11 protein-coding genes and 2 pseudogenes are annotated in these 11,792 nt (G+C 38.4%); 6 read left to right on the top strand and 7 right to left on the bottom strand.

Annotated features, from left to right (window positions below):
• Together FW757_RS19710 and FW757_RS19715 are read left to right on the top strand one after the other, a co-directional pair.
• Window positions 1-871: methyl-accepting chemotaxis protein (locus tag FW757_RS19710; protein WP_446441592.1), on the top strand; the 871-nt coding region annotated here is incomplete at its 5' end.
• 427 nt (window positions 872-1,298) lie between these two features.
• A complete protein-coding gene (locus tag FW757_RS19715; RefSeq protein ID WP_182719378.1) occupies window positions 1,299-1,763 on the top strand; it encodes a hypothetical protein in 465 nt (154 codons plus the stop codon).
• A 155-nt stretch (window positions 1,764-1,918) separates the two neighbouring features.
• Here the strand turns inward: FW757_RS19715 and FW757_RS19720 are convergent, their stop codons facing one another.
• From FW757_RS19720 to FW757_RS19730, 3 genes and pseudogenes are all read right to left on the bottom strand, one after another.
• Window positions 1,919-2,224 carry a DUF3240 family protein gene (locus tag FW757_RS19720; RefSeq protein WP_182740869.1) on the bottom strand — a complete coding sequence of 102 codons (306 nt, stop codon included), beginning with the start codon at window positions 2,222-2,224 and terminating at the stop codon, window positions 1,919-1,921.
• Window positions 2,217-5,290 (bottom strand): annotated as a pseudogene (locus FW757_RS19725) (efflux RND transporter permease subunit). The gene FW757_RS19720 and the pseudogene FW757_RS19725 overlap by 8 nt, the downstream one beginning before the upstream one ends.
• Window positions 5,291-6,343 (bottom strand): hypothetical protein, encoded by a 1,053-nt coding sequence (locus tag FW757_RS19730; protein ID WP_404699713.1) that lies wholly within the window; start codon window positions 6,341-6,343, stop codon window positions 5,291-5,293.
• A 183-nt stretch (window positions 6,344-6,526) separates the two neighbouring features.
• On the opposite strand from FW757_RS19730, the gene FW757_RS19735 reads away from it, so the two are divergent.
• Complete coding sequence (locus tag FW757_RS19735) at window positions 6,527-7,054, top strand: helix-turn-helix transcriptional regulator (RefSeq protein ID WP_404699712.1); 528 nt, start codon at window positions 6,527-6,529, stop codon at window positions 7,052-7,054.
• A 109-nt stretch (window positions 7,055-7,163) separates the two neighbouring features.
• Here FW757_RS19735 and FW757_RS19740 read toward each other — a convergent pair whose 3' ends face one another.
• Complete coding sequence (locus FW757_RS19740) at window positions 7,164-7,619, bottom strand: hypothetical protein (RefSeq protein WP_182719381.1); 456 nt, start codon at window positions 7,617-7,619, stop codon at window positions 7,164-7,166.
• On the opposite strand from FW757_RS19740, the gene FW757_RS19745 reads away from it, so the two are divergent.
• Together FW757_RS19745 and FW757_RS19750 are read left to right on the top strand one after the other, a co-directional pair.
• A complete protein-coding gene (locus tag FW757_RS19745) occupies window positions 7,604-8,785 on the top strand; it encodes a PQQ-dependent sugar dehydrogenase (RefSeq protein WP_404699711.1) in 1,182 nt (393 codons plus the stop codon). The genes FW757_RS19740 and FW757_RS19745 overlap by 16 nt on opposite strands.
• 221 nt (window positions 8,786-9,006) lie before the next feature.
• Entirely contained in the window at window positions 9,007-9,294 is a 288-nt protein-coding gene (locus tag FW757_RS19750; protein WP_404699710.1) for a hypothetical protein, read from the top strand.
• A 111-nt stretch (window positions 9,295-9,405) separates the two neighbouring features.
• Here FW757_RS19750 and FW757_RS19755 read toward each other — a convergent pair whose 3' ends face one another.
• Together FW757_RS19755 and FW757_RS19760 are read right to left on the bottom strand one after the other, a co-directional pair.
• Entirely contained in the window at window positions 9,406-9,819 is a 414-nt protein-coding gene (locus FW757_RS19755; protein ID WP_182719383.1) for a hypothetical protein, read from the bottom strand.
• A 49-nt stretch (window positions 9,820-9,868) separates the two neighbouring features.
• Window positions 9,869-10,516, bottom strand: coding sequence for a hypothetical protein (locus FW757_RS19760; protein WP_182719384.1), 648 nt, complete (start codon window positions 10,514-10,516; stop codon window positions 9,869-9,871).
• Window positions 10,517-10,769: 253 nt separating this feature from the next.
• On the opposite strand from FW757_RS19760, the pseudogene FW757_RS19765 reads away from it, so the two are divergent.
• A pseudogene (locus tag FW757_RS19765) lies at window positions 10,770-11,230 on the top strand (ISAs1 family transposase); the annotation flags it as partial.
• Between the two features lie 28 nt (window positions 11,231-11,258).
• On the opposite strand, the gene FW757_RS19770 reads toward FW757_RS19765, so the two are convergent.
• Complete coding sequence (locus FW757_RS19770) at window positions 11,259-11,654, bottom strand: cupin domain-containing protein (RefSeq protein ID WP_446441593.1); 396 nt, start codon at window positions 11,652-11,654, stop codon at window positions 11,259-11,261.
• Window positions 11,655-11,792 lie beyond the last annotated feature (138 nt).

The raw sequence follows: 11,792 nt of genomic DNA on the forward strand, positions 1-11,792 counted from the left end.
AGCTGACATGCAAAATCAATTACGCGAAACACTTTCACAAATTGGTGGGTCGTCTCAGCAACTGGCTACAACCTCTGAACAGTTAACGGTTGTAACTAACCAGTCTACACAAATTGCAACCCAACAAAGAGATCAGCTAGAGCAGGCAGCTACGGCGGTTAATGAACTAACAGCAGCCATTGAAGAGGTTGCGCGTAGTGCAAACTCTACGAGTGACAATGCTGAGGTTGCGGATGAAAAAGCACAGTTAGGCCAGGCTAAAATAAACGAAACCATCAAAACAATAGGTTCATTGGTTTCAGAGATCCAAAACTCAGCAGCTGGTATTACCACCTTAGCCGCAAATATAAAAAATATAGAGTCAGTACTTGATGTGATTAGAGCGATAGCAGATCAAACGAATCTGTTAGCGTTAAATGCCGCTATCGAAGCTGCACGCGCTGGAGAGAGTGGTCGCGGTTTTGCTGTCGTAGCTGATGAAGTAAGAGCTCTTGCTCATCGAACACAAGAATCTACTAAAGAAATTGAGCAAATGATTCAGACTGTTCAGTCAGAGACAAGCCAAGCTGTTGTGAATATGAATAACAGTAATCAACTAGCTGAAGGTACGCTGCTGATAGCAAATGATGCAGGAGCGGCATTTAGCGAAATAACCGGTTTGATAAGTCAAATTAGTAATCAAAATATAACTGTTGCTAGCGCTGCTGAAGAGCAAACAACCGTTGCAAGAGAAGTAGATAAAAATTTAGTTTATATTCGCGACTTATCAATTCAAAGCTCTGATGGTTCGGAACAAACGAATGCTTCTAGTACTGAGCTTGCAAAATTAGCAGAGCAACTCAATAACCTTGTATTACGATTTACTATTTAACTAATCAAATGTAAAAATTTACGAATTTACGAATTTACGAATTTACGAATTTACGAATTTACGAATTTACGAATTTACGAATTTACGAATTTACGAATTTACGAATTTACGAATTTACGAATTTATTATTTAATTACAACACACAATAGCAAGCATGAGTTTGCTATTGTGTGTCGTAATAAAGTACATACCTACTCAATTAATTTGCTAAAACTATCCCGCTCTTCATAAATAAAAATAAAACCATACCAGCAAAAGTATTATTGAATTCTCGCCTAAACAACGCATTAACTTATCTATGTCGCAAACAAGGTTACCCACACTTTCTTACAACTTAAAACAACAACACACAAAGCCCACACATATTTTTTCAATTTTGACCGCTATGATAATAACTTATCGACATGAACATAAATGGAATCATCTCATGAAAAAAAGCTTACTGATCTTTTTATTACTTTCCGGCTGTGCATCACAAGGCATTGACCGTAATGATCAAAATCAAATGGTTAAACGCTATTACGCTACTGTAGGGTCAATGCAGCAAGTAACGCTATCATCTGAGGTAGGTACAGGCATCGCAGCAGGCGCAGGCTTCGGCTTCGTTGACAACCTAGATGGTAATACTGAAGAAATGGTAGGCGGCGCAATTATTGGCGGCCTCGTCGGGGGCTTATTTACTGCCCTGTTTGAAGGCGGAAATACCGCATACCAGTACAACTTATACGCAGCTAACGAAGGTGACTTTACTGTTATTCAAAAGCACAAACTAGATAAAAATACGCAATGTGTAGTAGTAAATGCTGGAGGTAAAGTAACTCTAGAGCCTGTAGATAACGCATATTGCGAACCAAGCCTAAGCACGAATGAAAAAGCCAGCATTGCTAAATAGCGCTTTAGCAATGGCATAGTATAGTTGCTAGATCTACACTAATAACTTTTTCGAACAATATTAACTTATAGCAATATTGTGACCTCTTTTTAGCTATTTTGTATTTAGTTATAAAAAGAGGCTGCTCGAAGCAACAGCCTATAATTCTAACTACACTATCTAAGGTGCCCGCTTTCAACAATAGGCGTAACCCAATATTTTAATGGGGTGTATTGGCACACAGGGCTTAATGCCGTTTTAATTGTTTGCAGCTGCGCTAATAATATATGCACCTCAAACTGATAAAAACTGCGATGCCCTTCTACTTGCTCGGCAATGTCAAATTCACTGTGCTCTTTACTGTAGCCTTCAATGTTTTTTAAGTTAAAGCCGGTAATGCAGTCTATGCCAATTAATATATCAACCACGTCATCTTTTATGTTTGTGGGTACATTTAGGGTAAAAAGTAACTGTTCAGCCATGTTTTTTCTCCAACCAACCATAAAAGATAGGTAATAAATAAAGTGTTGTAATTGTTGAGGTAATTAACCCGCCAATAACCACAATCGCCAATGGCTTTTGAATCTCAGCGCCGGGGCCGGTGGCAAATACCAGTGGCAGTAAACCAAACATTGCGGTTGTGGCTGTCATTAACACTGGGCGAAGGCGTCTGCTTGCACCATCTAAAATGCGCTGCGTTACATTGGCAGAAAACATTTTCATTTGCTCAAAGTAGCTGATCATCACAATACCATTGAGTACCGCTACGCCAAGTAAAGCAACAAAACCAACCGATGCAGGCACCGAGAGGTATTCATTACTAATAAATAGGGCAATCACTCCCCCCATTAATGCAAACGGAATATTAGCAATTATCAGCGTTGATTTAGATAACGATTTAAACGTGGTAAATAAAATAATGAAAATTAGTATTAATGCCACAGGAATAAGCACCAGCAAGTTTTGTGTCGCACGTTGCTGGCTTGCAAATTCACCACCAAACGACAAGGTAAAACCACTGGGTAACTTTATGCTGCTATTAATTTTAGCTTCCAGTTCATTTACATAACTAACCACATCGCGGTTATCCACATTAACGCTTACAGAAGCAAAGCGCTTTGCTTTTTCTCGCTCTATTAACAATGGCCCCGTTTTAAAGCTAATATTAGCCACCTCTTCAAGTGGTAGTAGGCTGTTGTCGGGCATTAAAATTAGCTTTTGCTTTAATGCGCTCATTGACGACAACTCAAAGTGTGCTGCGCTTTCGCCTTTTTGTGCATTAAACACAATAGGGATCACGCGGTTTCCTTCTGCAGTGCCGATACCTGTAAGCCTTCTAATTGCGACTTTAAATAATCACTTAATCCTTCGGTGGTTAAACCAAACTGACTAGCAACCTCAGGAATAAGTTTAATATTTACGTATTTCCCCCCTTCGATAAGCGCCATTTGCACATCACTTGCACCGTCAATATTAGTGGCAAGTGCCGTGATTTTTTCAGCTAATGAGGAAAGTGTCGCAATGTCATTACCGAATACTTTAATCGAAATATCACCGGTGCCACCGGTGAGCATTTCTGATACCCGCATTTGTATTGGTTGAGTAAAGCCAATATTTACCCCTGGAAATTGCGCAAGTGTTTGTCGAATATCCTCGATTAGCCGCGCTTTGGAGTCAAAACGCCACGTATCTTTTGGCGCTAATTCCATAAACACATCGGTTTCGTTTAATCCCATAGGATCAAGCCCGAGTTCATCGGAGCCGGTACGGGCAACAATTTGTACGATTTCTGGGATGTTTTTTAACAGTGTGGCTTCAATTTGTTTATCGATATCCAGCGAGGCTTGCAAGGAAATACTCGGCGATTTTTCCAGTTGCACAATAATGTCGCCTTCATCTAAAACGGGCATAAAGCTTTTACCAAGTCCCTGAAATAACACCCCACTGAGCACTAAAACAGCAACTGATATAACACTAATAGCCACCGGCTTTTTAATTGCTTGGGCAAGTGTTTTAGTATAAAAACCTTGTAATAGCGTGACCATTTTAGGCTGGGTTACGGGTTCATTTTTTAATAACAATGAGGCTAAAATTGGAATAACCGTTAACGACAACAACAGCGCACTTAGCATGGCAAACACGATAGTGAGCGCCACTGGGGTAAATAACTTGCCCTCTAACCCTGTTAACATTAATAGCGGTGAAAACACGATAATAATAATAATTGTGCCTGAGAACACTGGCGCCGCGACTTCTTTACAGGCGCGATAAATAACATGCAGCCGAGGGAGGTGCTGATTGTTAGCCAACCGATTCACTATGTTTTCAACAATAACTACCGATGAGTCCACCAGCATACCAATGGCAATCACTAAGCCGCCTAAACTCATTAAATTAGCCGATAAATCAAACTGCTTCATCATTATAAATGTCAGCAATGCCGACATAGGTAAAGACAAAGACACCACCAATGAAGAGCGAATATCACCTAAAAACAAGGCAAGTAGCACTATCACTAAAATAATCGCTTGGCCTAATGCGCTGGTAATGGTGCTAATTGCGGTATTTATTAAGTTAGAACGGTCGTAAAACAAATTAATTTTTGTGCCTTGCGGTAATGACGCTTCAATAGTGCGAAGTTTATCTTTTACATCTTCAACAACTTGCGCTGTATTACTATTTTTAAGCGCAATTATAAGCCCTTGTACCGCCTCTTCACTGTTTTTAGTGACTGCGCCATAACGGGTTAAACTGCCAACATGTACCGTGGCAATATCACTTAACCGAATAACCTTATTTTGAGTGGACTTAATCACGGTATTTTCAATGGCGGTTATATCGGTGTATTTGCCCTCAGTGCGCAAAATTAAGGTGTCGTTGCCTTTTTCTAAGCGCCCTATGCCACCGTTTTGATTCGTTTGCGTGATTGCTAACTTCATTTCATCAAAGCTGACTTGATGCTGTTGCATCAATAAAGTATTGGGAAGTATTTCATAGGTTTTTGAAAAGCCGCCAAGGCTATTTACATCAGCAACGCCGGTTACAGTGCGCAGTAATGGACGAATTTGCCAATCTAAAAGCTCTCTTTTTTCAATCAACGATAAGTGAGTGCTTTCTATGGTAAACATGAACACTTCGCTCAAAGGCGTGCTCATTGGCGCCATGCCGCCACTAATATTACTGGGCAAGGTGGGCAAAATATTTAATAAACGCTCATTCACTTGCTGGCGCGCCCAATAAATGTCGGTGCCCTCTTCAAAGTCAATGGTAATATCGGTAATAGAATACTTAGTGGTAGAGCGCAGCATTTGCTGTGACGGAATACCCAGTAATTCGGTTTCAATCACCCGTGTTACTTGCGATTCTATTTCAAGGGCGTTCATGCCGGGTAATTTGTAAACTATTTTAACTTGAGTGGGTGATATTTCTGGAAAAGCATCCACCGGAATACTTAACCAAGATTTAGCGCCAATGGCCATAGCAACAATAACAAAAATACTAACAAACAAACGCTGAGTAAGTGAAAATTTAATAAGCTGGTTTAACATTTACTCTCTCCCTAAGTGAAGCAACATACCTTGTAGCGCACTTACCGAGCTTATTAGTACCTGCTGATCATCTAGGTTTTTATTGGCAGTAAATACATAGTCTTTGCCTTGTGTACCCTTGAGCTCAATCGGTAGTAACTCAAGGTTATCGCCAGACTTCAAAGCAATGTAATTAACATCTTCAAATTCAAACACCGCTGACTTTGCTATTTTAAAGCCCGTTAATTTATTTACCGGTGTGACTTTGATGGTTTGCCCCAGTGTCAGCTGGCACTCATTTGAGCTTGGTGTCGCCCACACAATTTGATGGTATTTATCTGCAATACTGTCATAGCTCTCAATATTTAAGCTGCAATGTTGTGACAGCTTAAAATGCGCTAACGTGTTGGTAAAACTAAGAGGGACTTTAATCTTAACGCGAATACTACTTGCATCGATAATATCAAACGCGGTGTCACCCATTACACGGTTTCCCGACTCATTGGTGAGTTTTAAAATGCCCGTTTTTGGACTCACTAAGGTCACGTTTTCACTGTCATCAATGTTTAAAAATGCCATTTGATGTTGCATATGTTCAAAATTTAGCTTGGCTTCAAAATAGCTTTTTGTGATTTCAACCCATTCAGAGCTTCTTATTATTTTGTTTTTTAAGTGTTGTTGGTTTATGTCGTAATGGCTTTTAGCAATAGCGAGCATGTCTTTTGCTGATTGATAGGCATCTAAAAAATGGTGTACATCACTGCCCTCAACGCTTGCAATAGTGGCGCCCTTTTCAACCATGCGGCCGTTAGGGTATAAGTAACGAACCTGCTGTACATCAAACGCAAACAGCACCGTATAATTGACCCCAGGTTTGAAATTAACTTCACCAATTAAACTTTGCCCGTTAATAAACTCTGTTTTTTGAATCGGCGCAAATTCAACATCAAAACCACTGAGTGAAGAAAGCCCTACAGGCGCTAAATTTTGCGAAGCAAACACAGGATTAAATGTTAATAAAGCCACCGTAGAGAGGAAAAATAACGTATATTGAATACACAAAAAATGACGCATTTTTTTTGTAAAATTTAACAGCATTTCGTTTGTTCACATTTGATTAATTTTATAGAATCAACCATGACTTTTTTATGCTGTTAAATCATCAGGCAAACGCCTTAACGTACCCAAAAAAAGCGAAAATTACGCTATGGTACATTTGTCCATTTCATTTATAAGGCATTGATAGTAGAGGTTTTAATGAGAGATAAGCTAATAGCGGCTACATTGTTCGTAATAATGGTGTTGAATTTTTTTGATGTGCTAACAGATATACGTTTAGGGGTGCCGCAGTGGCATATTTTTTCTGAGGGCTTAATCGTTGTCATTTCTGCAGCCTGTGCTATTTACTTAATTAGCGATATTCGTGCGCGTACTGCCAATATTAATGCGCTGAAACAAGAATTAGTGCATTCAAAAAAAGAACTTAAAAACATCTCACAGGCAATGATGGATGCGCGCCATGAATACAGCGGCGTTATTCAAACCCAATTTTCACAATGGACATTGACCCGCAGTGAGCAAGAAGTCGCGATATTGTTACTTAAAGGCTTAAGCTTTAAAGAAATAAGCGCACTAAGAAGCACAAAAGAAAAAACCGTTCGTCAACAAGCGTCCGATATTTACAGCAAAGCCGATGTAGAAGGCCGACATGAGTTTGCTGCATGGTTTTTAGAAGACTTTATGCAACAAGGACAATACCAACCAACAAGTTCAAGCCTCAATTAATTGAAAAGCTACAAAGGTGAGGCCTCAGGTTATTTCTATAGCTTTGCATCCGCTGTGCATCAAATCTTAAGGAATAATTAAAAACCTTAATGATTATCTCTGTGTAAAACTAGATGAGTTCATTTTTACTATGACAACCATTGCTCAACTTAGCAAAAACATAACCCCCTACAGCCCCTGCAAGCAGCTGCATATAAAAACCCCAGCCTCTTGCGCCCGCTATAATAGTAATATTCATAATTGACTCAATAGCAATTAAAGCCGTAGCAAACGCCACAATACCCGCAATTACAAATAATTGCGCACCTTGTTTTTTAACTTTTTTAGCAATAAGCCAGGTAACCAAAAACGCGATGGCAAGTGCAATAGCAATAATAGCGCCATAGGTCGGTAGCAAGCCGAGCCAATCTTCAAGGGTTAAGTTAACACGGTCATTAAAGCCCACCACAACACCCACATTAACTAATTGATTGACAACGTATTGACTATGAAACAAGCTAGCGAGTGTAAATGTAAGTAACCAAGAAACTAAAAATGAAGGGAGTATACGTGTTAAAAACGACATGGTTATCTCAACTTAAAATGAAACTTTTTTCTTACAGTAGCAAAGGCTTGCAGGGTAAACAATCTCTACGTTGTATTACTCTACTCTCGCTTTTAGCGTTTTCTTGTAACGCCAGTGCAGAGCTACCAAAACAGCAATACACTGCTGATACCTTAGCAACGGGACTCAATTCACCGTGGAGCATGGTTAAACTCCCAAGCAATACCTGGTTTGTCACGGAACGTGATGGTCATATTGTTATCATTAAAAACAACCAACAAACCCGAGTTAAACTAGATTTCGAGGGCTTATACGTTGCAGGCCAAGGCGGCCTACTCGATATAGTGCTTTCGCCAAATTACAGTGAATCAAAAGAAATTATATTCACTTACGCTCAAGGTGAGCTTGATGCAAACAGGCTCGTTATTGCCAAAGCTACGTTTGATGGTGCGCAATTTTCAACGCCAAAAATTATTTATAAAGTTGCCACAGATAAAGACACACCGCAGCATTACTCTGGCCGCGCTCTTGTCCTACCCGATAATACCTTATTGTTTTCAAGTGGCGATGGCTTTGACTACCGTGAGCAAGCACAGGTTATGACCAGTCAACTTGGCAAAACATTACGCATAAACTTAAACGGCACGATACCAAACGATAACCCATTTATTAATCACAAAAATCCTGCAGCTCATGCTGTGTACTCACTCGGGCACCGTAACTTGCAAGGCTTGGTTTATGATTACGATACACAGCAAATTGTTAGCCACGAACACGGCCCCGCAGGCGGCGACGAACTAAACTATTTAACCCCAAGCACCAATTACGGCTGGCCGGTGATCACCAACGGAGATGATTACTCACAAGCACGTATTTCACCGTTTAGAGAATACCCTGGAATGGCTAAACCAACGGTTGATTGGACGCCCTCAATCGCCCCTTCTGGCATGGCTTATTATGGCTCAAAGCATTTAGCTTTTCCCTCACTACAACAGCATGTGCTAATCACTACGCTGGTCGATAAAAAGCTCTACAGCGTTAATTTAGCGAATGGTGAACTTACCCAGACTCATGTTTTACCAGAGGTAACTGGGCGTTTGCGGGATGTATTTGTTACAACCGAGGGTAATATCGCGGTGTTAACCGATGGAAAAGATGCAAAATTGCTGCTGATAACGCCAAAGTAAGCAGATTATTCAATCAGTGTGCTGTTGAGATGACAAGGTTTTTCTTTAACTGATTTAATGCGGGAAAAAATATATTTTTCCATATCATTTTAGTTGTCACCGCATTGGAAATGAGGATTATTGTATTTTACTGGGGTGAATATGCAGGTGAAGGAAAAAGAAATACCTGTTCTCTTGTTTTTGTATATTCCGATCGTTATCTATCCCATAGCAGGAACATAATGTCAGTACTTGAAAGCTCTGCAGAGGCCATTAAATCTGCACTAATTAAAGGTATTTCTAATGAACCACAACATATAAAATACTTCATTATAATCATCAAAAATTATTCGCCTATTCAGCTTTGGATCAAAAATTACAGAAAACCATATCAATTAGTATTTTCAGCTTTCAAAGCTTCTAATATTTTGACCATTACAAGATTAATAGATTTAAAATATCGCCATATTTTATCGCCGTTTCCTATGCAAATAGTTAAACAACCTTTGTGTTCTAAGAACAGACTATAGCATCATAAAATGCACGGGTAATTTGATGGGAATATATTTACTGAGGTGTTTTAGCTAAAAAAAACCATGCACATAAACTAATAAATCATTATGCACATGGCTTAATTTTAATTAAAGAGCATTTTCTACAGTATCTTGTAGAGCTTTTGCGCGATCTTCAATTTGGTTTTCTGCATTGGCAATTGATGAATGGTTTAATGTCAACACGCCATTGCTGTATGAAGAGTATTTATTGGCATTGCTGATATCACCAATATTTTGAATAACAACTTTTTTCAAATCGTCTTGAATTGCTTCTTGAGAAAAGCTATCAGCACACATTTTGCTGAACGCAATAATCATTGGCTCGAAGTAAATTTGAGTCCAAGTCTGACTATAAAGATGAGCATAATTATCAACTGACAAACTATCCCAATCAATTTCTATTTCAAATTCAAATTTTGCAGCATCAAAAACTTTTTTCTTTAGATCTTCAAGGTTGTTTTCTTGGAAATCTCTTGCTGCTTTTTTCTCTTTAAGTCCCATTATCATTCCTTATTTTGAGTTGAAAAGTACATATAAAAATTTGAATAAATCAGAATACGTTGTTTATTCCGTTTTCAATTTTTGTTTGAAGTTCAGCCGGAAGCTCACCTTCAAAATTGAATCTCACCAAAATTGTAGAATTCGTTTTTTTAAAGCGAACGCCATCTCTTGGCTCATTTTTAATATAAAAATCGGTTATTTGACTAATATATTCTTTACTGAAGTCATCATTAGCAACAGCCATAAGAGTATCACCAAGCACTTCTAGAATAGCTTTAATTTTGTCAGTGTTTTCAGCTGACACTTCATCAATAGTGAAATTAAAGTCAAGCCCATGAGTGTTATTAAGCGCAGACTTAATTAAAGTTACAGACGTTTCAATATCATCTGCTTTAAATGGAGATACTAGTTTAATTGGTTCTTGGCCTAATAAAAAGCGCTCATGCTTTGCGAAATCATAAATAGAAATATTTACAATACTATCTGTATCAATAAAAGAAATTTCACGCTCTTTATCAGTTAGCAATACCATTTTAATTTCAGGGTCATATTTTATAAAGAAACCAGAATAGCGATTATTGTACCTGTCAGCGACTATAATGTGAAATTCTGTGTCATAGTCAGTTTTACTTTGTTGAAAGCGTTCTAATAACTGCTTAGGAGATGCTAAAACGATATTGTTGATATAGTTATCCATGACTACTCATATTCCTTCTTAAATGTAATCATTATTTCAATAATGCAGTGAGCGGTTAAGAAAAGTCAAAATATAATTTGAAATTTCTTAATTGGATTATACATTTATATGATTAATAAAACATGAATAAATATTCACGAGGCAAGTCCTTCTGCTAACGCATAACTCACCTATTGAGTCATGCGGGGATCACACTTTGTAAATAAACACTATTTATGACCTAATACATAAATTTCATTATCTTAAACTTACTATGTCACTCTTCTCACATTTAGAGCTCGTCAAAGACAATCGTTCACATATAAATCAGCATAATAATTTATTTGATGTGCTTTTTCTGATTATTACTGCCGTCAAATCGGGGGGGGGAACTGGTAAAACATTGATGTATATGGTGATAGTAAGCTTGATCAGTTAAGGGGATTTCGCTCTTTCGAAAATGATATACCCACTCGACATAGTATTGCTCGGATTTTTAGAGCTGTTGATACTGACTTATTACTACTGCCGATGTACAGCTGGGTCAATCAAAACCGCGTTAAATCAGCCCATCCTATCATTACCTTCGATGGCAAAACTATTCGCGGAGCAAGTAAACACATTGCTGATAAATCACACCTTGTCTCAGCAGTTAATTGTGAGGCAGGTCTCACGTTATTCCACCAAACAGTTGGCAGTAAGACAAATGAAATACCGACAGTTCGGGATTTATGGTAAATACTCGACATCAATAACACCGACATTACATACCAACTGGCAACTCTAAACTGTGTTCGGTAGGTTGTGGTGTTATAGTCATTACTTTACCGCCATTAGGTGATTCAAAACGATGCCAAACCCCCTTTGGAATTACCAACATTTGACCTGAAAATAATGTATTGCGCTGCTCGATTTCCCCGTCTAAAAGAATCAAGGTCGTTTCACCAGCGAGAACCTGAACGAACTCGTCACCTATTGGGTGCCTTTCCCACTCACTCGACCCAGAATAATTTGCTATGTATACTCCACCATCTCGGTATTCAGATAAAAGAGCAAATGCATTTTTTGCTTCTTCTTCAGATGTTTCTGGCGTTCTATTTTTTAGTAATTTGATTCTGGAAAACTCATCACTGATTGTAATTGATACTGACTTAGGCACTTGCTCAATCCTTGTAGATACAAAAGGAGCCTATAGAATTGCTCGTTTTTATTTATTATTAATATATCAACCATAGTCTAATTCCTATTTTTATTCAATTACTTAGTCTTTTTCAACTTCAATAATTACTCGTGTGAT

The organism is Pseudoalteromonas sp. 1181_04, assembly GCF_052850545.1.

What these genes read in the sequence shown, in the direction of transcription:
- FW757_RS19715 (WP_182719378.1), top strand. Translation starts at nt 1,299, where the DNA reads ATGAAAAAAAGCTTACTGATCTTTTTATTACTTTCCGGCTGTGCATCA.
- FW757_RS19740 (WP_182719381.1), bottom strand. Translation starts at nt 7,619, where the DNA reads ATGTCGTTTTTAACACGTATACTCCCTTCATTTTTAGTTTCTTGGTTA.
- FW757_RS19750 (WP_404699710.1), top strand. Translation starts at nt 9,007, where the DNA reads ATGTCAGTACTTGAAAGCTCTGCAGAGGCCATTAAATCTGCACTAATT.
- FW757_RS19720 (WP_182740869.1), bottom strand. Translation starts at nt 2,224, where the DNA reads ATGGCTGAACAGTTACTTTTTACCCTAAATGTACCCACAAACATAAAA.
- FW757_RS19755 (WP_182719383.1), bottom strand. Translation starts at nt 9,819, where the DNA reads ATGGGACTTAAAGAGAAAAAAGCAGCAAGAGATTTCCAAGAAAACAAC.
- FW757_RS19735 (WP_404699712.1), top strand. Translation starts at nt 6,527, where the DNA reads ATGAGAGATAAGCTAATAGCGGCTACATTGTTCGTAATAATGGTGTTG.
- FW757_RS19760 (WP_182719384.1), bottom strand. Translation starts at nt 10,516, where the DNA reads ATGGATAACTATATCAACAATATCGTTTTAGCATCTCCTAAGCAGTTA.
- FW757_RS19730 (WP_404699713.1), bottom strand. Translation starts at nt 6,343, where the DNA reads ATGCGTCATTTTTTGTGTATTCAATATACGTTATTTTTCCTCTCTACG.